This window comes from Geodermatophilus sp. SYSU D00814, from assembly GCF_054050055.1.
In genome coordinates, this window is the sequence record NZ_JBJGYP010000014.1 from 1 (window position 1) to 19,981 (window position 19,981).

Here is a 19,981-nt window from a genome sequence, read left to right on the forward strand (position 1 = left end):
CCCGCCCGGTCCGGCGTGCGGACCGGGCGGGCGCCCCCGTGCGGGTCGTGCGGGGCTCAGGCGCCGACGATCTCCCGCATCAGGCGGGCGGTCTCCGACGGCGTCTTGCCGACCTTGACCCCGGCGGCCTCGAGGGCCTCCTTCTTGGCCTGCGCCGTGCCGGCCGAGCCGGACACGATCGCGCCGGCGTGGCCCATCGTCTTGCCCTCGGGGGCGGTGAACCCGGCGACGTAGCCGACGACGGGCTTGGTGACGTTGGCCGCGATGAAGTCGGCCGCGCGCTCCTCGGCGTCGCCGCCGATCTCGCCGATCATGACGATCGCCTCGGTCTCCGGGTCGTCCTGGAAGGCCTGCAGGCAGTCGATGTGCGTGGTCCCGATGACCGGGTCGCCGCCGATGCCGACGCAGGTGGAGAACCCGATGTCGCGCAGCTCGTACATCATCTGGTAGGTCAGCGTGCCCGACTTGCTGACCAGGCCGATGCGGCCCTGCTTGGTGATGTTGGCCGGGATGATGCCGGCGTTGGAGCGCCCGGGGCTGATCAGGCCGGGGCAGTTCGGGCCGATGATGCGGGTCGCGCCGCCCTGGGCGTGCGCCCAGAACGAGGTCGAGTCGTGCACCGGGATGCCCTCGGTGATGACCACGGCCAGCCCGATCTGGGCGTCGACGGCCTCGATGACGGCGGCCTTCGCGCCGGCCGGCGGCACGAAGATCACGCTGACGTCGGCGCCGGTCTCCTTCATCGCCTCGGCGACGCCGCCGAACACCGGCACGCCGGCGCCGTCGAAGTCGACGCTCTGGCCGGCCTTCTTCGGGTTGACGCCGCCGACGATCGCGGTGCCGGAGGCGAGCATGCGCTGGGTGTGCTTGCGCCCCTCCGACCCGGTCATGCCCTGGACGATGACCTTGCTGTTCTCGTTGAGGAAGATCGACATCTCGTGGGTCCTGTCTGGAGAAGATGGAACGGCCCCGTTCCAGGGGCCCGCCCCGAGCCTGCGAGGGGTGGGGAGGAAGGGGGTCCTTCCCCTAGGCGGCGAGCTCGGCGGCCCGGCGCGCGGCGCCGTCCATCGTGTCCACCAGGGTGACCAGCGGGTGGGCGGCGTCGGCGAGGATCCGCCGGCCCTCCTCGACGTTGTTGCCGTCGAGCCGGACGACCAGCGGCTTGGTCGCCTCGTCGCCGAGCAGCTGCAGCGCGTGCACGATCCCGTTGGCCACCGCGTCGCACGCGGTGATGCCGCCGAAGACGTTGACGAAGACGCTCTTCACGGCCGGGTCGGACAGGATGATGTGCAGCCCGTTGGCCATCACCTCGGCCGAGGCGCCGCCACCGATGTCGAGGAAGTTGGCCGGCTTGACGCCGCCGAACTCCTCGCCGGCGTAGGCGACGACGTCGAGGGTGCTCATGACCAGGCCGGCGCCGTTGCCGATGATGCCGACCTCGCCCTCGAGCTTGACGTAGTTGAGGTCCTTCTCCTTGGCCGCGGCCTCGAGCGGGTCGGCCGCGGCGGTGTCCTCGAGGTCCTCGTGGCCCGGGTGCCGGAAGCGGGCGTTCTCGTCGAGGGTCACCTTCGCGTCGAGGGCGAGGACCGTGCCGTCGGGCGCCTTGGCCAGCGGGTTGACCTCGACGAGCGTGGCGTCCTCCTGGCTGAACACCTCCCACAGCTGCACGGCGATGGCGATCACCTGGTCGCGCACCTCGGGGGCGAAGCCGGCGGCGTCGACGATCTCGGCGGCCTTGGCGGCGTCCACGCCGACCGTGGCGTCGACCGGGATGCGGGCCAGTGCCTCGGGGCGCTCGACGGCGAGCTGCTCGATCTCCATGCCGCCCTCGACGCTGGCCATCGCCAGGAAGGTCCGGTTGGCGCGGTCGAGGAGGTAGGAGAAGTAGTACTCCTCGGCGATGTCGCTGGCCTGGGCGACCATCACGCGGTGGGTGACGTGCCCCTTGATGTCCAGCCCGAGGATGTCCTGGGCGCGGGCCCGGGCCTCGTCGGCGTCGTCGGCGAGCTTGACGCCGCCCGCCTTGCCGCGGCCGCCGGTCTTCACCTGCGCCTTGACGACGACGCGGGTGCCGATCTCCCGCGCGATCGCCTCGGCCTGGTCGGGTGTCTCGGCCACGCCGCCGGGCAGCACGGGTACACCGTGCGAGGCCAGCAGGTCACGCGCCTGGTACTCGAAGAGATCCACGGACAGGCACCGTAGCCCCCGCCCGAGCGGCCTGCCGCACCGGCGGTGGAGGGGGTGGGACGGGTCACAGCCCCCGCGACGACGCCGCTGGTCAGGGGGTCCCGGCGCCTCGCAGCGCGGCGACGACGTCGTCGGGCGGGGTGCCGTCGGGGAACCGCAGCACACCGGCGGGCAGGCCGCCGGGGTCCCCGAGGACGGCGACGGGGACGTCGCCGGCGCCGGCGGCGCGCAGCCGGTCGAGCAGGTCGGCGATCAGGTCCGGAGGCACCGCGGCCAGGCCGACGGCGTCGGCGTCCTCCTGGACGACGGTCGCGGCCAGCGGCCCGGCGGCGTCCGGCACGCCGGTCAGCACCACCTCGGCGCCGGCGTCGCGCAGCGCCCGGGCCAGCGCGACCGCGCGCGGGTCGTCCGGCCCGCCGGGCCCCGCGACGACCACCCGCAGCCGCTCGGCCCCGGTCACCCGCTCCCGGTCCGGCGCAGCCGCCAGGCGAGGAGGGTGAGCAGCGCGTAGGCGAGGCCCGCGACCAGCAGCCCGGCGCCGGGGACGGTCCACTCCAGCTCGTCGGAGGCGACGGCGTCGCGCAGGCCGGACAGGCCCGCCGCGAGCACGGTCACGGCGACGGCGAGGAACCCCCCGACGGCGGCCAGCCGCGGCCGCAGCGACGGGGAGAGCACCGACCCGAGGACGACCGCACCGGCGAGCAGCAGCCCGCCGAGCAGCGCCAGCCCCGGCCGCTCGAGCAGCGCCTGCGGGCCCTGCTGCTCGACGACGACCTCCAGGCCGGTGGCCGGGTCGTCGACGAGGCGGTCGGGGACGTCGGCGGCGGGCAGCGCCAGGCAGAGCACGGTGAGGACGCCGAGCAGCACCGCCGCGCCGGCCAGCCCCGACCGGACGGGGTCGAGGGCGCCGCGGTCCTCCATCACGGTGCGACTCCACACGGCGGCGGCACAGACGCCGGCCAGCACGGTCAGCAGGAGCGCGACGACCGCCAGCCACCAGCCGGGACCGGTCTCCACCGAGCTGGTCAGCACCCGCTCCCCGGCGAGCACCTCGACGCCGGGCCGCACCGTCGAGGCGCTGCCCCGGTACACCTCGATGAGCAGCGCGCCCAGCGCCAGCGGGCCGCCGACGCCGGCGTAGGCCAGCCCGAACCGGGGCACCCGGCCGGCGGCCAGCCCGGCTCCGACGGCGACCGAGGTGACCGGCACGACCAGGCCCACGAGGACCCCGCCGAGCCCCCCGCCGAGCGTCAGCTCGCGGTCGCCGACGACCAGGTAGGGAGGGAACAGCGCGGCCAGGCCGGCGAGGCCGGCGAGCACGAGGAGGACGCCGGCGACCCGGGCGGCGCGGGGGACCTCGCCGACGACGAGGCCGTCGGCGGGGACCGGCTGCCCGGCGGCACGGCCCGGGGCGAGCGGGGCCCGGCCGTCGGCGGCGGCGATGCCCGCGCCGCGCCGGTCGGGCCGGGCCGCGGCGGGTCGCCGGTCACCGCCGGCCGTGGCGCGCCGTGCGGTCGCGCCGCCGGCCCGGTCGTTCCGGGTGGTGCGTTCCGGGCCGGCCACGGGTCCCCCTTCGTCGTCGAGCAGTGTGGAGCGCCTCTTCGTCGAGATGTGTCACAGAACGGCGTCGATCTCGTCGAGACGCGGCATCCCGCCGTGTGACCGTCGCCACACGGGGGCATTACCGTCCTGTGAACGGAGCACAGCGGAGTGCTCCGGCCGCCGACGGGACCCCACCCGTTCCGGGCCGACGAACGGAGAGGGCACGTCCATGCACACGACCGCCGGCCCGGGGTCCCGTCCAGCGTCGCACACGGCGGCGCCCTCTCCCGGGACGTCGCGGGGCGTGCTGCGGGCGCTCGCCACACCGGCGACGGTGACCGGTGGGCTGACCGAGCTGGCGTGGGTCGGCGCGCACGTGCTCATGTACCCGCTGGGCACCTGGACCGAGGTGCTGCGGCCCGACGAGCGCTGCCGCCCCGGCGAGCAGCCGCCCGGCGTCCGCGCCCTGTTCGCCGCCGACCCGCTGGCCGCCCGCACCCCGGTCCTGCTCGTCCACGGCCTGGTCGACAACCGCTCGGTGTTCACGCTCATGCGGCGCGGCCTGCGCCGGCGGGGCTTCGCGCAGGTCTGCACCTGGAACTACAGCCCGCTGCTGGGCGACATCGCGCAGGGCGCCCGCGACCTCGGCGAGCACGTCGAGCGGATCTGCGCCCGGACCGGGCACGACCGCGTGCACCTCGTCGGGCACAGCCTCGGCGGCCTCATCGCCCGGCACTACGTGCAGCTGCAGGGCGGCGGCCGCCGGGTCGAGTCGCTGGTCACCCTCGGCACCCCGCACGGCGGGTCGGTCCTGGCGCACCTGCTGCCCACGCCGATGGTCCGCCAGCTGCGGCCGGGCTCGCCGGTGCTGCAGGAGCTCGCCGCCCCGGCACCGGACTGGGACACCCGCACGACCGCCGTCTACAGCGATCTCGACCAGCTGGTCCTGCCGACCCGCAACGGCCGGTGCGACCACCCCGACCTGCGGGCCCGCAACGTGCTCGCGCGGGGCGTGGGGCACATGTCCCTGCCGCACCACCGCGGCGTCGTCGACGAGGTGGCGGCCACGCTGGCGGGGCTGCGCCCGGTCGCCGCGCCGACGCCGGTGCCGGCGGCGGTCGCCTGACCGCTCCGCTCGCGGTCGGTCGACTCGGCGACACGCGCGGCGGCTTCCCCCGCCGCGACCTGACGGAACGTTACGGTCCGATCACGGAGCCGGTACCCACCGGCGGGCGCCCCCGGGCGCCTCCACCGCCGTCGCTCCCCCGACGGACCGCTGCACCCGGCGGCCCCCGGAGCGTGGACGAAGGGGATCTCGGTGACCGCGCTCGTGGAGCCCGCGGCCGGCCGCGCGCCGGCCGAGCCCGAGGCGACCGGCCGGATCCCCGGCCTGCGACCGGTGGCCCCGGTGCCGCCCGCCGCCGTCCTGCCGGCACGGACCACCCGCCGCGCCCCGGCCGCTCCCGCGACCGACACCCCCGCCGCTCCGCAGGCCACGACCCCCGAGGCCGGCGTCCCCGCGGCCGGCACCTCCGACGCCGGCGTCCCGGCGGCGGTTGCGCGCCGCTCCGTGCGCCGTCCCCCCGGTCGCCGCGGCGCGCTGTGGCTGGCGGCCCTGGTCGTCGGCGCGGTCGTCGCCGCCGTCCCCGGCTTCACCGGCAGCACGGCCGGTCCCGTCACCGCCAGCGCCGCCGACTACGGGCTGGGCGCCGCCGACCTCGGGTTCACCGGCGACATAGACGACGCCGGCGTCCACCAGGGCATCACCCAGGCGGAGGCCGCCGTCCGGCTGTCCGAGCTCGCCGCCTCCCGCGCCGCCCGCGAGCCGGAGACGGTCCTGCCGACGTCGGGCCGGATGACCACCTGCTTCTGCACGCGCTGGGGCTCCATGCACTACGGCATCGACCTCGCCGCCCCGCTCGGCACGCCGATCTACGCGGCCACCGACGGGGTCGTGCTGCGGGCCGGCCGCGCCTCGGGCTACGGCAACGCCGTCTACATCCAGGACGCCGACGGCAACGTGCACGTCTACGGGCACATGCGCTACTACGACGTCGCGGCCGGCGACATCGTGCACGCCGGCGACCAGATCGCGAAGGTCGGCAACGAGGGCCAGTCCACCGGCCCGCACCTGCACTACGAGATCCACCGCGGGGGCATGACCGGCCGGCCGATCGACCCCGAGGAGTTCCTCGCCGAGCGCGGCGTCACGGTGTGATCCGTCGGCCTCCGGCCGACACCGCGGCCAGGTGCCGTACCCCAGGTGCGCGGAGCCGTTCCCTGCCGCTCGTCGGGGACCCTCCGGGCCCCGCTCCTCACGGCGCCTCGCCGGGCGGCTCCAGGCTCCTCGTCGGGAGACGCTCCGCGCCCCCGCTCCTCGGGGCTAGAGCTTGACCAGCGGGGCGTAGCGCAGCACGAGCCGCTTGGTGCCGCCGGAGCCGAAGTCGACCGTGGCCTGCGCCTTGTCGCCGGCGCCGTTGACCTCGACCACCGTGCCCAGGCCGAACGCGTCGTGGCTGACGCGGTCGCCGACCTCGACGGCGATGACCGCCCGGTTGCCCCGGCCGCCGCGGAGCCCGCCCGTGGACAGCCCGGTGGCCGCCACCCGCTGCTGCGCCGACGAGCCCGTGCTCGGCGACGGCGTCGGGTCCGTGCGGGCCCAGTGCACCGTGTCGGAGGGCAGCTCGTCGAGGAAGCGCGACGGCGGGTTGTAGGCCGGCTGCCCCCAGCTGGTGCGCACCGTGGCGCGGGAGAGGAACAGCCGCTGCTCGGCCCGGGTGATCCCGACGTAGGCCAGCCGGCGCTCCTCCTCCAGCTCGCGCGGGTCGCCGAGCGCCCGCAGGTGGGGGAAGACGCCGTCCTCCAGGCCGGTGAGGAACACGACCGGGAACTCCAGGCCCTTGGCCGTGTGCAGCGTCATCAGCGTGACGACGCCGGCCTCGTCGCCGGTGACGGGGATCTGGTCGGCGTCGGCCACCAGCGAGACCTGCTCGAGGAAGTCGGTGACCGTGCCGCCGGGGTTGGCCGCCTCGAACTCCGCGGCCACCGAGATGAGCTCGTTGAGGTTGTCGACGCGCCCCTCGTCCTGCGGGTCGGTGCTCGCCTCCAGCTCGGCCAGGTAGCCGGTGCGGTCGAGGATGCTCTCCAGCAGCGCGGCCGGGCCCGAGCCGGTCTCGACGAGCCGCTCGAACTCCTCCAGCAGCGCGACGAAGTCCTGCAGCGCCTTCAGCGAGCGCGGCGCGAGCGTGGTGATCTCCGGGCACCGGCGCAGCGCGGTGGCGAACGCGATCCGCTCCCGGTCGGCGAACTGCTCGATGCAGGACTCCGCCTTGTCGCCGATGCCGCGCTTGGGGGTGTTGATGACCCGGCGCAGGCTGACGACGTCGGCCGGGTTGGCGACCACCCGCAGGTAGGCCAGCGCGTCGCGGACCTCCTTGCGCTCGTAGAAGCGCACCCCGCCGACGACCTTGTAGGGCATGCCGACGCGGATGAACACCTCCTCGAAGACACGGGAGGCGTTGTTGGTCCGGTAGAAGACGGCGATGTCCGCCGGGCGGGCCTTCCCGGCGTCGACCAGCGCGTCGATCTGCTCGGCCACCCAGGCGGCCTCGTCGTGCTCGTTCTCGGCGACGTAGCCCTCGATGAGCTCGCCGTCGCCGGCGTCGGTCCACAGGTTCTTCGCCCGGCGGCCGGTGTTCTTGGCGATGACGGTGTTGGCCGCCCGGAGGATGCGCTGGGTCGAGCGGTAGTTCTGCTCGAGCAGGATCGTCGTGGCCTGCGGGTAGTCGCGCTCGAACTCGTCGATGTTGCGGATCGTGGCGCCGCGGAAGGCGTAGATCGACTGGTCGGCGTCACCGACGACGCACAGCTCCGCCGGCGGGACGGGGCCGTCCCCCGTGCCCACCAGCTCCCGGACGAGCACGTACTGCGCGTGGTTGGTGTCCTGGTACTCGTCGACCAGGACGTGGCGGAACCGGCGGCGGTAGTGCTCGGCGACGTCGGGGAACGCCTGCAGCAGGTTGACCGTGGTCATGATCAGGTCGTCGAAGTCCAGCGCGTGCGCCTCGCGCAGCCGCCGCTGGTAGAGCGTGTAGGCCTCCTTGAGCACCTTCTCCGGCGCCGTCTCCGGGCTGAAGGACTCCTCGTCGACGAGCTCGTTCTTCAGGTTCGACACCTGCGCGGCGAGACTGCGGCCGGGGTAGCGCTTCGCGTCGAGGTCGAGGTCGCGGGCGACCATCGTCATCAGGCGCACCGAGTCGCCCTGGTCGTAGATGGTGAACGACGACTTCAGGCCCAGCTTGGCCGCCTCGGCGCGCAGGATGCGCACGCACATGGAGTGGAACGTCGACACCCACATGGCGCGGGCGCGCGGGCCGACCAGCTGGGCCACGCGCTCCTTCATCTCGCCGGCGGCCTTGTTGGTGAAGGTGATCGCCAGGACCTCGCCCGGCTGCACCCCGCGGGCGCCGAGCAGGTAGGCGATGCGGTGGGCGAGCACCCGGGTCTTGCCCGACCCGGCGCCGGCGACGATGAGCAGCGGACCGCCCTCGTGGACGACGGCCTGACGCTGGGGGCCGTTGAGCCCGGCCAGCATGCGGTCCAGTTCCCGGCCGGCCGAGCCGGGGGCGGAACGCTGGAGCGCGGCGGTTCCGGGGAGGGCCTGCTGCACGCTGCTCATAGACACACCACTGTAGTTCGGGCGGGCGACGATCCCGTCCGCCGTGGCGGTCGCGTGCGGCGCTGTGGCACACTCCCCGACGTGCTGCTCGCCACCGTCCGCTTTTACTACGGGCACCGGGTCCCGGTGTCCGTCGCCGCCGGCTGAGCAGCCGCCGCAACGAACGCCCCGGGCCCGAGGAGCCCGGGGCGTTTCTCGTTCTCGGGGTCCTCCGGCCTCCGCCGCCCCACCAGGAGACCGAGATGAGCGCCACCCTCACCCCCGCCGACGACCGGATCGCCGAGCTGCGGGACGAGATCGACGCCTGCGACGCCGAGCTGATCCGCCTCGTGCAGCGCCGGCTGGCCGTGTCGCAGGAGATCGGCGAACTGCGTCGCGCCACCGGCGGCACCCGGCTGTCGCTGTCGCGCGAGCAGCAGGTGCTCGCCCGCTTCCAGGACGCGCTCGGCCGCGACGGCGCCGCGCTCGGGATGCTGCTGCTGCGCCAGGGCCGCGGCCGCCTCTGACGGGGCCGTTCCACCAGCTCACCCGTGCCGCTGGTCGGCCGGCGGGAAGTCGGCGTGGCGGTGGACCAGCCACCAGTCGCCCTCGACGCGCCGGTACACGTGGGTCACCCGGATCGTCATGTCCCGCGGCTCCCCGCCGTCGACCCGGACGGTCCCCTGCTCGGAGCCGACGGTGTAGGCGAGGTCGCCACTGACGTCGACCACGTCGTAGCGCGGGACGAGCCGGCCGTCGCTGAAGCGGCTGCCCACCCACTCGAAGGTCCCCGTGACGGCGTGGTGGCCCCGCTCGATCGGCCCCCAGGCGCCGAACAGGGTCACGTCGGGCAAGTCCGCCCAGCAGGCCGCGTACGGACCGGGGTTGCCGGCGCCCATGGCGGCGAGGCCGTCGGCGACCCGGTCCAGGGCCCGGGACAGCGCAGGGTCCACCTCGGCTCCTCCCCCGACGGGCCGGCGCGGCCCGTCGTGCACCCGCCCCCGTGGCCTGCCAGGATCCGCCCGCCCCGTCCCCGGCGGAACCCCGGGACGCGTGTCACACCGACGCCGGCTGCGTCGTCTCCATGGACACCCCCACGGAGAGGACTCCCCGCCATGACCAAGACCCGCACCGCCCGCATCCCGCTCGACCCGCCGCGCACCCTCCTCACCCGGGTCGTGGACCGCTGGTCGCGTCGCCGGTTCGGCACGACGCTCACGCCCGCGGCCGCCATGGGGCACCACCCGCGGCTGCTGCTCACCCAGATGCGCCACGAGCAGGCGCTGGCGCGGTGGAACCGGCTGGACCCCACCCTCAAGACGCTCGCGGTCATGTCGGCGGCGGTGACGGTCGGCTGCTCCTGGTGCGTCGACTTCGGGTACTGGGTCACCGTCCAGGAGGGCGTCGACCCCGCCAAGCTGCGCGCCGTGCCCACCTGGCGCGACAGCGACGTGCTCAGCGACCTCGAGCGCCGCGTGGTGGAGTACGCCGAGGCGATGAGCACCACGCCGATGGGCGTCACCGACGAGATGGTCGCCGCGCTCCGCCGGGACCTCGACGACGCCGCCCTGGTCGAGCTGACGACGATGGTCGCCGTGGAGAACAGCCGGTCGCGCACCAACAGCGCCCTGGGGCTGCACAGCCAGGGCTTCAGCGACCGCTGCGAGATCCCGGTCCGCGCGTGAGCGACCCGCTGCCGGCGTTCGACGCCCACCGGCGCCTGCTGTTCGCCGTCGCCTACCAGATGCTGGGCAGCGTCGCCGACGCCGAGGACGCCGTGCAGGACGCCTGGCTGCGCTGGTCGGCCGCCGACCGCGGCGACGTCGCCGACCCCCGCGCCTACCTGGTGCAGGTCACCACCCGGCTGGCCCTGGACCGGCTCGGCTCCGCCCGTGCGCGACGGGAGACCTACGTCGGCCCCTGGCTGCCCGAGCCGCTGCTGACCGGGCACGGGGGCGACCCGGCCGACGACGCGGTGCTCGGCGACGAGGTGTCGCTCGCGCTGCTCGTCGTCCTGGAGAGCCTGTCCCCCGCCGAGCGCGCGGTCTTCGTGCTGCGCGAGGTGTTCGGGGTGCCCGCCGCGGAGGTCGCTGCCACCCTCGGCCGCTCGGAGGCCGCGGTCCGGCAGATCGGCCACCGCGCCCGGGAGCACGTGGCGGCCCGGCGGCCGCGCTTCGACGCCGACCCGCGGGCCCACCGCGAGGTGACCGAGCGGTTCCTCGCCGCCTGCCTGGGGGGCGACGTCGACGCGCTGCTGGCCGCCCTCGCCCCCGGCGCGGTGCTGGTGACCGACGGCGGCGGCCGGGCGCGGGCGGCGCTGCGGCCGATCACCGGCGCGGACAAGGTCGCCCGCTTCCTCGCCGCGGTGGTCCGGGAGGGGGCGTCGCTGCCGGGGCTGCGGATGGGCCTGGCAGAGGTCAACGGACGCCCCGGCGTGGTCGCGGAGACCGACTCCGGGCCCTACGTGGCGGTGTCCCTGGTGGTCACCGGCGGGCTGGTCGAGCAGGTCCTCGTGGTGCTCAACCCCGACAAGCTGGCCGGCCTGCGGAGGTGAGGCGCGGCCCGGGCGGCTCAGTAGGCTCCGCCGGGTGACCGCGCCCCCGCCCCCGGAGCCCGCCGCGCACGTCGAGCGCGCCCTCTGCGTGCTCGCCCACCCCGACGACGTCGACTTCGGCAGCGCCGGGACCGTCGCCACCTGGACCGCCGCGGGCACCGAGGTCTCCTACTGCATCGTCACCGACGGCGACGCCGGTGGGTTCGACGACACCCCCCGCGACCGGATGGGCCCGTTGCGGCAGGAGGAGCAGCGTGCCGCCGCGGCTGCCGTCGGCGTCACCGACGTCCGCTTCCTCGGCTACCCCGACGGGCGGCTGGAGCTGACCCTCGACCTGCGCCGCGACATCACCCGGGTGATCCGGCAGGTGCGGCCGCAGCGGGTGCTCACCAGCTCGCCGGAGCGGTTCTACGAGCGGATCGGCGCCAGCCACCCCGACCACATGACCGTGGGCGAGTCGACGCTGCGCGCGGTCTACCCCGACGCCCGCAACCCCTTCGCCTTCCCCGAGCTGCTGGCCGACGAGGGCCTGGCGGAGTGGACGGTGTCGGAGGTGTGGCTGGGCGCGAGCCCGCGGGCCGACCACGCCGTCGACGTCACCGACGTCGTGGAGCTCAAGTTCGCCGCGCTGAAGAGCCACGTCTCGCAGGTCGCCCACGTCGAGGACCTCGAGGGGTGGCTCACCGGCTGGATGGCGCAGACCGCCCGCCGCTTCGGCCTGCCCGAGGGGCGCCTGGCCGAGGCGTTCCACGTCGTCCACACCGCCTGACCGGCCCCGGGCGCGGAACGGGGCCGGCCCCGGAGGACCGGCCCCGCACCTCGGCTGTCAGGCGGCGTGCTGGTGGCCCAGCCCACCGCCCTCCTCGGCGAACGTGCCCTCGGGACCGGCGGGCGCCGGCAGCTCGAAGGGCCGGCCGGGGACCCGCTTGCCCGGCACGCCGTTCACGCTCTCCGTGGAGTACGCGAACGTCAGCATCGCGAAGGCCACGAGGTCGCTGTTGACCTCCAGCGCGTGCTCGCTGAGGTTGGTGATGTCGTCGCAGGCCTCGTGGTAGCACGGGTCGAACTGCTCCTCGGCCGTGCCGCCCCAGATCGCCACCTGCGCCTCGGTCTTCAGCACCTCGGCACCCGTGAACAGACCGCCCGCGGGGATGCCGGCCTCGATGAAGGCCTGGTAGTCGCTCCGGGCGTCGAACGCGGTGTCGTCGTACGGCTCGCCGACGAGCGTGTAGTACGACTCGTACACGTCCTCGATCGCCTCCGAGCCCTCGGGGATGGTGATGCCCTCCGGTGCCGGGAACGTCGACTCGTCGGCGTCATACACCATGAAGATGTAGTTGGGCGAGCCGATCATGTCGTAGTTCATGTAGAGGGCGATGCGGTCCTGCTCCGCCTGGGACAGCCCCTCGACGTAGTCCGTCGAGCCGACCAGCCCCTGCTCCTCGGCGGCCCAGAAGCCGAACCGCAGCGTGTTCTGCGGGTGCGAGTTGGCCAGCAACAGCGCCGTCTCGAGCAGCGCGGCGGTGCCGGAGCCGTCGTCGTTGATGCCCGGCCCCTCGATGACGCTGTCGAGGTGCGCGCCGGCCATCACGACGTTGTCGGTGTTCTTGCCCGGCAGCTCGGCGATGACGTTGTAGTCGGTGCGCGTCTCGGCGGGCAGGACGTGCACGTACGCCGTCGACCCCTCCGCGGCCAGCTCGACGCCGTCGGCGAAGCTGGCGCCGACCACGGGGATGCCGTGGGTGACCGGTCCGGGTGCCCCGGGAATGGGTTCGTCCACGCTGCTGGCGTCGGCGACGATGAGCTCGAGGCGGTCGGGCGCGTTGCCCTGGTTGAAGACGATCACGGCCTCGGCGCCGGCCTGCTCGGCGTAGTAGGCCTTGGTGCCGAAGAAGCAGGTGCCGCGCTGGACGAGCGCGATGTCGTTCTCACCGCTCCAGTCGATGCCGGCGAAGTCCTCGGCCTCGCAGCCGCTGGTGCTGGCGCGGTCGCCCTCGAGGTTGATGTCCACCGGGATGACCTGACCGGTCACCTCGCCGGAGCCGCTGCCGGTGAACACCCCGGTCTCGTAGTCGGCCTCGACGGGGGTGAGCTGGCGGAGCTCAGCCGGGAAGTTGAAGGTGATCTCCACCGGGTCCAGCGTCACCTCGTAGCCGGCGTCCTCGAGCAGGCCCGAGACGTAGTCGACGCTGGCCGCATATCCCTCGGTCCCGGCGGCCCGGGTCCCCGGGTACACCGGGTCCTGGCTCTTCGTGGCGATGTCCTGGAGGGCCTGGAGGTGCTCCGTGACCCCCTCCAGGGTCATGCACTCGAGGAGCTTGTCGTAGGTGTTGTTGCTGCGGTGCTCGCACCCACCGCCGCCGTGGGACCCGCCCCCGCCCGGTGCCGCGACCGCGGCGGTCGCGGGCAGTGCGAGCGCCACCAGCAACCCGCCTGCTCCCGCGGCGAGGACCCTCGTGCCGGTCCGTGCCGACCCCGTCCGTCGATCTCCCATCCCGTTTCCTCTCGTCCGGCCCGCCGGGCAGCTGTGGCCGACGGACGCGTTCCGGTCTCGGACGCGGGTGAGGATGGCCCCGGGCGGGACGGGCGGTACAGGGACGGTCGCCGACGGGTACCGGAGACGGCGCGGCCTGGGAGGACCCTGGGAGACCGCTGGGAGCCGTGCTCGCCAGCACGGATGACGGAGTGTGACGCAGGACACGCCTCGACGGTGGGTTTCACCGTCGGTCACCGCAGGAGGACGGTCAGCTGACCTCCCGGCGGCTCAGAGGAGCCGGTTGGTCGCCGCCCAGCGGGTGAGCTCGTTGCGGTTGGACAGCTGCAGCTTGCGCAGCACGTTCGACGCGTGCGACTCGACCGTCTTCACCGAGATGAACAGGCGCGACCCGATCTCCCGGTAGGTGTAGCCGCGCGCCAGCAGCTGCATGACCTCGCGCTCGCGCGCGCTGAGCAGGTCCAGCCCGGGGTCGGTGGCCGGGTCCTCCGGCTGCGCCGCCGACGGGGAGGTCGCGGCGAACGCGTCGAGCACGAAGCCGGCCAGCCGGGGGCTGAAGACGACGTCGCCCTCGGCGACCCGCTGCACCGCCGCGACCAGCTCCGGCCCGGAGATGGTCTTGGTGACGTAGCCGCGGGCGCCGGCGCGGATGACCGCGATGACGTCCTCGGCGGCGTCGGACACCGACAGCGCCAGCCACCGCACCTCCGGCAGCTCGCCGCGCAGCGCCTCGAGCACCGCGCGGCCCCCGCCACCGGGCAGGTGCACGTCGAGCAGCACCACGTCGGGGACGGCGGCGCGGATGCCGGCGATCGCGGCGTCGGCGTCGGCGGCCTCCCCCACGACGGTCACCGCGTCGCCGAGCTCGTGGCGGACGCCGGCGCGGACCATGGCGTGGTCGTCGACCAGGAAGACCGACGGGCGCTGCGGTGCGCTCACGCGGCGTCCTCGCGCGGCAGCACGAGCTCGACCTCGGTGCCCTCGCCCGGCGCGGACCGGACCGTGGCGGTCCCGCCGAGCCGGATCACCCGGGAGGTCACCGAGTCGCGCAGCCCGCGCCGGTCGGCCGGCACGGTGGCGGGGTCGAAGCCGGCGCCGCGGTCGCGGACGAACACCGACACCTGCGCCGGGGTCACCTCGGTGTAGAGGTCGGCGGAGGAGACGCCGGCGTGCTTGGCCGCGTTGACCAGCGCCTCGCGGGTGGCGGCGCCGAGCGCGGCGAGGGCGTCGTCGACCGGGGCGTCGCCGACGACGACCGGGTCGACGGTGAGCGCGTGGTCGCCCTCCACCTCGGCGACCATGTCCGACACCAGGCCCGCCCAGGTGCCGCCGGCCGCGGTCCGCGGCTCGTAGAGCCAGGTGCGCAGCTCGCGCTCCTGACTGCGGGCCAGCCGGGCGACGGCCTGCTGGTCGCCGGCGTGCCGCTGGATGAGCGCGAGGGTCTGCAGCACCGAGTCGTGCAGGTGGGCGGCGACGGCGGCCCGCTCCTCCGAGCGGATCCGCGCGGTGCGCTCCACCTCGCGCGAGTCCAGCAGGCGCCGCCAGAACGGCGCGGTGGCCAGCACCACGCCGACGAGGATGACCACGGTGGCGACGAAGCCGTTGCGGGCGGCGGCCAGCTGGCCGGTGGTGGCCAGCAGCAGCACCACGCCGATGGCGGCCAGCACCGCCCCGCCGGCCAGCACCCAGCGGACGCCGGGCCGGGCGAGGGTGCGGTCGGTGTCGAGCTGCCGCCAGATGACGGCCAGGCCGCCGGCGACCAGCAGCAGCGGGCCGATCAGCTCGCTGCTGCCCCAGGTGGCCAGGTTCGTGACCAGCACCAGCGCGCCGAGGCCGAGCAGCACCATGGCGGCGGTCTGCCGGCGGCTGGGCTGGGGGGCCACGTCCTCGCCGGTCTCGCCCAGCGGCATGAAGAACCACAGCACCGGATAGACGACGAGACCGACACCGGTCACGGCGAGCGCGAGGAACAGCGCCCGCACGAGGAGGGGGTCGGCGCCCAGGTGCGCCGCCGTCCCCGCCGCGACGCCGGCCAGCATCCGGCCCGAGCGGGGGCGCACCAGCGGCGGCCGCCCGGACGGTCCGGCGACGGCGGGGGCCGCGGCGGGCACCGGCGCGGGCGGTGCGGGCGGGGTGTCCGGGGCGGCCGGGGTGGTCGCACCGGACGCCTCGCCCACGGGGGTGGACACGGTCCTGGTCACGATGACGATCGTCGCACCGCGCGGGCCCTCCCCGGTACCGGGAGGACCCCGGACGGGCAGGACCAGGGTCGGATGGGGGCCTTCCCCGATGTCCCGCGGGCCGCGGCGTCGGCACGCTCTGTGCCATGACCGCTCCCTTCCCTCCCGAGGCCCCGCTCGTCGGCGGCCCACCCCCGCCCGGACCGGCCGCCCGGCCGACCCTGCGGCGCAGCCGCACCGACAAGGTCGTCGGCGGTGTCGCCGGCGGCCTGGCCGAGTACAGCGGCGTCGACCCGCTGCTGTGGCGGGTCGGCTTCGTCGCCCTGACCCTCGCCGGCGGCACCGGCATCGCCGTCTACCTGCTGCTGTGGCTGCTCATGCCGGCCGGCCCGCGCCACCCCGCCGCGGCAGGCGCGCCCGCCGCTCCGCCGGGGCCGCGCTCCCCCGTCGCCGGGATCACCGTCGCCGGGCTGCTGATCGTCGTCGGCCTGATGGTGCTCGTCACCCGCTACACCGGCCTCGACCTCGGTCCGCGCGGCTTCCTCGCCGGGGCGCTGCTGGTGGTCGGGCTCGGCCTGGTCGCCTCGGCCTTCAGCCGGGGCCGGGCGCCGCGCGGCGGGCTGATCGCGCTCGGCTCGGTCCTCACCCTGGCGCTGCTGTTCACCTCGTCGGTGTCGGCCTGGACCGACGGTCACGGCGGGGTCGGCGATCGCGAGTACAGCCCCGACTCGGTCGAGGAGGTGCGCGCCGTCTACGACCTGGGCGCCGGGAACATGGAGATCGACCTGGGCGGGATCGACGCCGACGACCTCGACGGGCAGGAGGTCCGCGTCGACCACGGCCTCGGCGACCTGGAGATCACCGTGCCCGAGGACGCCGACGTCCGGGTCGTCCTCGAGCAGGGCGTCGGTGAGGCGGAGCTGTTCGGGGAGACCACCGACGAGGGTGGCTACTTCCGCGCGGAGGACGGCGACGGCCGGGCCGAGCTGGTCCTGACGATCCATCACGGAGCCGGTGACCTGGAGGTGTCCCGTGCCTGACTACAGCGAGTTCCCCACCACCCCCACCGCCTGGCAGGAGCGCGCGCTCGCCGACGCCTGGCAGCACCCGAGCGCGCTGGAGGTGCCGGAGCCGCCCCGCCGTCGCCGTCCCGACCTGGTGGCCCTGGTCCCGGGCGCCGTCTTCACGGTCCTGGCGCTGGTCTTCCTCGCCGGGGTGACCCTCCCGCTGGGCTTCCTCGCCGACGGCGGCCTGCTGTGGCTGCTGCTGGTGGGCGCCGGCGTGGGCCTGCTGGTGAGTGAGCTGCGCAAGGCGCGCCGCAGGCGCTGATCCCGACGGGGAGGGACGGGACGAGGGCCCGGGGAGCGACGAGCTCCCCGGGCCCTCGTCCGTCAGCGGCGGGTCAGGTCCACGTCACCTTCGCCGACGCCTGTCCCGTCTTCTCGTAGTGCTCGACCCGGACCTCGTGCGTCCCCTCGGTCAGGGTGAGCGTCGCCGAGCCGGTGCCGCCGGTCGCCCAGCGGTCGACCTGCAGCTGGCCGTCGACGTACACGCGGATCCCCTCGTCACCGGTCGCGGTGAAGGTGTGCGGGCCGGCGGTGAAGGAGAAGACGCCGGTCCAGCGCGACGAGAAGTTGTTCTGCCCGGCCCCCGGCGGCCCGCCGGTCCCCCAGTTGCGGTCCAGCGGCGCCGCCTCGCAGCCGGTCGACACCGGGGTGCCCGACAGGGTGCGGTTGGCGAAGTACTGCGCCCGGTACTGGCCCGGTGCGCACGTGGCCCGGTACGCCGCCGTGTAGGTGACCGCGCTCGCCCCGACGGCGACCTGGTGGGTCTGCGCCCCGCCGTCGGACCAGGAGGCGAACTCCTGCAGCACCCCCGCCGACGTCTGCGGTGACGGGGCGGACAGGCTGGTGGTCGCGCCGACGATGAGCGTGGCGGTGAACGGGGTGGCCGCCGTCCTGGTCCCGAGGGTGGCCTGCAGGCCGGCGGGCTGCGTGGCCACGGTGACCTGCACCGTCCGCGGCTGCAGGTCCCGGGTCACGGTGGCCGTCCGCCCGGCCGCGTCGGTGGCCGTGAGCCGCAGCTGCAGGTACGCGGGGTACTCGTGGTCCGGGGCCGGCATGGAGGCGCCGGACACCCCCGTCCAGGTCTGCAGCGGGTGGTCGTGGCAGTCGGCGGGACAGTGCTTGAGCACCATCTCCCACTTCAGCGCGCTCGCCGGGAGCGGCTGGCCGGCGGAGTCGGTCGCCGATCCGGCGAAGGTGATCGGCTCGCCGACCTGCCAGGTGGTGCCCGCCGCCGGGGTGTTGATCTGCGGGACCGGGTTCCCGGTCGCCGCCGCGGTGGACCAGTCCAGCTTGGCGACCGCGGCGCCGCCGGTCTCGAACCACTCGACCCGCACCTGGTGGGCGCCGGCGGTCAGCGGCCGGATCCCGGTGAACGTCGTCGCCGCCTGGTCCTGCCACTGGTCGATGACCGTGGTGCCGTCGACCGCGACCCGGATGCCGTCGTCGCTCACGGCGGTGAAGGTCGTGTCGCCGGCCGCGAAGTCGAACGTGCCGGTCCAGCGGGCCGAGAAGTTGTCCGGCCCGACGCCCGCCGGGGCACCGGTGCCCCAGTCGTGGGACAGCGGCGCGGCCTCGCAGGCGGTGACCGCCGGCGTGCCGGTGAGCGTCTTGTTCGGGAAGTACTCGGCCAGGTACTGCCCCGTCGGGCAGGTCGTCGGCCCCGGGGTCGTCCCGCCGTACACGACCCGCCGGATCGTCCCGCCGTTGAGGTCGGCGTAGAACAGCTCGCCCTGCGGCGAGAGCTCGAGGTCGACCGGGCCGGCGGCGTCGGTGACGAACGGCCGCGCCTTCAGGCGGTCGGGCAGGCCGTCGGTGCCCTTGGTCATCACCCAGATGCAGTTGCGTGAGTAGTCGGAGAAGAACAGCGCGCCGTCGTACTCGGCCGGGTAGGGGCCGCCCGAGTAGAACTGGAACGAGACGCCGGAGGTCGACGAGCCGCGGGTCACGTTGCAGTTGTCGTTGGCGTTGAGCGGCTGCCCGTGCCGGTACGGGTAGTAGGGCGCGGTGACCGCCGACGCCCCCTGGGCGTAGAGGTCCTCGCAGATCTTCACGTTGAGCCCGTCGTAGGCGGGCTGGCGGTCGTTGCCCTCGTAGCAGGGCCAGCCGAAGTTGCTGACGCCGGAGGTCGGGGCCGCCAGGCGGTCGATCTCCTCGAAGGTCCCCCACCCGACGTCACCGATCCACAGCTCGTCGGTGCCGGGCCGCTGTGTCATGCGGAAGGGGTTGCGCAGCCCGTGGGCCACGATCCGGCGTGCGTTGGCGTCGGTAGCCGCCGCGTTGGGGTTGTCCGGCATGGCCGCGCCGGTGTCCGGGGACACGCGGATCACCGTGCCGTCGAGGGAGACCGGGTCCGCTGGGGTCCGCAGGTCCTGGGAGCGCAGCGCCCCGCCCTCCGCGGTCGGCGGGGTCATGGCCCCACCGACGCCGCCCGGCGGGTCACCGCAGGGGTTGACCGGGCTGCCGTCCTGGCCGTAGTCGGCGAAGTCGAAGCTCGCGCCGTCCCCGCCGGAGGCGTAGAGCGCGCCGTCCCGGCCGAAGACCAGGTCGCCGGTGCTGTGGCTGGGGTACTGCTGGCACCAGTCGTGGATCAGGTCCTGCTTGGTCGTCGTCGTGCCGGTGAGCGTCAGCTTCACCAGCTTGCCGCTCACCACGCAGCCGTCGCTGGTGGCCCCGGGCGGGCTCGGGCAGGGGTCGCTGTCGGCGCCCGCCGTCCCCCAGCGCGGGGCCGTCCCGCCGACCGGCCCGTCGAAGGTGTAGAGCGCGTAGAGGTAGGGCCGGGTCGGGAACCCGGGGTCGACCGCCAGCCCGAGGAGGCCGCGGTCCCAGAAGTTGTGCACCTCGGTGCGCAGGTCGGCGACCTGGGTGGGGCTGGTGTCGCCCACGCCGTCGAACACCTGGATCGTGCCGCGCTTCTCGGCGACGAAGACGCGCCCGTCGGGGGCGAAGCGGACCGCCGTCGGGTTGACCAGGCCGCTGAAGGCCGTGGTGTCGCTGAACCCCGGCTGGGGGGCGGCCGCCGCCGGCGTCGCCGACGGCAGCACCACCGCCAGGCACGCGGAGAGCACCAGGAGCAGGGCCGCGGCCAGGACCCCCGCTCCACGTCCCGTCCGCCGTGCGCGTGCAGCCCAGCCGTCCATGGCGATCCCCGTGTCCCTCCGGGCCCTCCCGCGGGGCCGGGTGCGGGGACGCTAGGCCGCGCCGGAGCCAGTCAGGCGGGGCCGCCGACACGCCGACGGTGCTGTGACCTGCGCCACAAGGCGTGGCGTGACGCCGCGTGCCCGCCGGACGACGCCGGACCGC

General features: G+C 75.0%; 18 protein-coding genes. 8 read left to right on the top strand and 10 right to left on the bottom strand.

The window, feature by feature from the left end:
• Nucleotides 1-56: 56 nt before the first annotated feature.
• The 4 genes from sucD to ACI780_RS12375 form a co-directional block, all read right to left on the bottom strand.
• Nucleotides 57-935, bottom strand: coding sequence for a succinate--CoA ligase subunit alpha (gene sucD, locus ACI780_RS12360; protein ID WP_456869163.1), 879 nt, complete (start codon nt 933-935; stop codon nt 57-59).
• A gap of 91 nt (nt 936-1,026) precedes the next feature.
• Complete coding sequence (gene sucC, locus ACI780_RS12365) at nt 1,027-2,187, bottom strand: ADP-forming succinate--CoA ligase subunit beta (protein WP_457003238.1); 1,161 nt, start codon at nt 2,185-2,187, stop codon at nt 1,027-1,029.
• 91 nt (nt 2,188-2,278) lie between these two features.
• Nucleotides 2,279-2,647, bottom strand: a complete 369-nt coding sequence (locus ACI780_RS12370) for a cobalamin B12-binding domain-containing protein (protein ID WP_456869165.1) — start codon at nt 2,645-2,647, stop codon at nt 2,279-2,281.
• Nucleotides 2,644-3,750, bottom strand: a complete 1,107-nt coding sequence (locus ACI780_RS12375; RefSeq protein ID WP_456869166.1) for a hypothetical protein — start codon at nt 3,748-3,750, stop codon at nt 2,644-2,646. The genes ACI780_RS12370 and ACI780_RS12375 overlap by 4 nt, the downstream gene beginning before the upstream one ends.
• A 283-nt stretch (nt 3,751-4,033) precedes the next feature.
• Between ACI780_RS12375 and ACI780_RS12380 the strand changes: the two genes are divergently transcribed.
• Both ACI780_RS12380 and ACI780_RS12385 read left to right on the top strand, forming a co-directional pair.
• Nucleotides 4,034-4,855 (top strand): lipase family alpha/beta hydrolase, encoded by an 822-nt coding sequence (locus ACI780_RS12380; protein ID WP_456869167.1) that lies wholly within the window; start codon nt 4,034-4,036, stop codon nt 4,853-4,855.
• Nucleotides 4,856-5,047: 192 nt separating this feature from the next.
• Nucleotides 5,048-5,947, top strand: a complete 900-nt coding sequence (locus ACI780_RS12385; protein WP_457003241.1) for a M23 family metallopeptidase — start codon at nt 5,048-5,050, stop codon at nt 5,945-5,947.
• A gap of 165 nt (nt 5,948-6,112) precedes the next feature.
• On the opposite strand, the gene pcrA is transcribed toward ACI780_RS12385, so the two are convergent.
• Nucleotides 6,113-8,407, bottom strand: a complete 2,295-nt coding sequence (pcrA, locus tag ACI780_RS12390; RefSeq protein ID WP_456869169.1) for a DNA helicase PcrA — start codon at nt 8,405-8,407, stop codon at nt 6,113-6,115.
• A 242-nt stretch (nt 8,408-8,649) separates the two neighbouring features.
• Between pcrA and ACI780_RS12395 the strand changes: the two genes are divergently transcribed.
• Entirely contained in the window at nt 8,650-8,913 is a 264-nt protein-coding gene (locus tag ACI780_RS12395) for a chorismate mutase (protein ID WP_456869170.1), read from the top strand.
• Nucleotides 8,914-8,931: 18 nt separating this feature from the next.
• Here ACI780_RS12395 and ACI780_RS12400 read toward each other — a convergent pair whose 3' ends face one another.
• Nucleotides 8,932-9,339: a YybH family protein gene (locus tag ACI780_RS12400; protein WP_457003243.1), complete on the bottom strand. Its 408-nt coding sequence runs from the start codon at nt 9,337-9,339 to the stop codon at nt 8,932-8,934.
• 162 nt (nt 9,340-9,501) lie between these two features.
• On the opposite strand from ACI780_RS12400, the gene ACI780_RS12405 reads away from it, so the two are divergent.
• Genes ACI780_RS12405 through ACI780_RS12415 form a run of 3 tightly spaced genes read left to right on the top strand, consistent with a single transcriptional unit; the run spans nt 9,502 to nt 11,709 of the window.
• Nucleotides 9,502-10,071 (top strand): carboxymuconolactone decarboxylase family protein, encoded by a 570-nt coding sequence (locus ACI780_RS12405; RefSeq protein WP_457003245.1) that lies wholly within the window; start codon nt 9,502-9,504, stop codon nt 10,069-10,071.
• Nucleotides 10,068-10,940 carry an RNA polymerase sigma-70 factor gene (locus tag ACI780_RS12410; protein WP_456869173.1) on the top strand — a complete coding sequence of 291 codons (873 nt, stop codon included), beginning with the start codon at nt 10,068-10,070 and terminating at the stop codon, nt 10,938-10,940. Before ACI780_RS12405 ends, ACI780_RS12410 begins: the two co-directional genes overlap by 4 nt.
• Before the next feature lie 34 nt (nt 10,941-10,974).
• On the top strand, nt 10,975-11,709 hold the full coding sequence (locus tag ACI780_RS12415) for a PIG-L deacetylase family protein (RefSeq protein ID WP_456869174.1): 735 nt from the start codon (nt 10,975-10,977) through the stop codon (nt 11,707-11,709).
• A gap of 57 nt (nt 11,710-11,766) precedes the next feature.
• Here the strand turns inward: ACI780_RS12415 and ACI780_RS12420 are convergent, their stop codons facing one another.
• From ACI780_RS12420 to ACI780_RS12430, 3 genes are all read right to left on the bottom strand, one after another.
• Complete coding sequence (locus ACI780_RS12420) at nt 11,767-13,362, bottom strand: M20/M25/M40 family metallo-hydrolase (protein WP_457003247.1); 1,596 nt, start codon at nt 13,360-13,362, stop codon at nt 11,767-11,769.
• A 342-nt stretch (nt 13,363-13,704) separates the two neighbouring features.
• Nucleotides 13,705-14,373: a response regulator gene (locus tag ACI780_RS12425; RefSeq protein WP_456869176.1), complete on the bottom strand. Its 669-nt coding sequence runs from the start codon at nt 14,371-14,373 to the stop codon at nt 13,705-13,707.
• Entirely contained in the window at nt 14,370-15,635 is a 1,266-nt protein-coding gene (locus tag ACI780_RS12430; protein ID WP_456869177.1) for an ATP-binding protein, read from the bottom strand. The genes ACI780_RS12425 and ACI780_RS12430 overlap by 4 nt, the downstream gene beginning before the upstream one ends.
• A gap of 125 nt (nt 15,636-15,760) precedes the next feature.
• Here ACI780_RS12430 and ACI780_RS12435 point away from each other — a divergent pair, with 125 nt between their 5' ends.
• Nucleotides 15,761-16,654 carry a PspC domain-containing protein gene (locus tag ACI780_RS12435; RefSeq protein ID WP_456869178.1) on the top strand — a complete coding sequence of 298 codons (894 nt, stop codon included), beginning with the start codon at nt 15,761-15,763 and terminating at the stop codon, nt 16,652-16,654.
• Nucleotides 16,647-16,943, top strand: coding sequence for a hypothetical protein (locus tag ACI780_RS12440; protein ID WP_089402152.1), 297 nt, complete (start codon nt 16,647-16,649; stop codon nt 16,941-16,943). The genes ACI780_RS12435 and ACI780_RS12440 overlap by 8 nt, the downstream gene beginning before the upstream one ends.
• A 73-nt stretch (nt 16,944-17,016) precedes the next feature.
• Here ACI780_RS12440 and ACI780_RS12445 read toward each other — a convergent pair whose 3' ends face one another.
• Nucleotides 17,017-19,746, bottom strand: a complete 2,730-nt coding sequence (locus ACI780_RS12445) for a PA14 domain-containing protein (protein WP_456869179.1) — start codon at nt 19,744-19,746, stop codon at nt 17,017-17,019.
• Nucleotides 19,747-19,981: the final 235 nt, after the last annotated feature.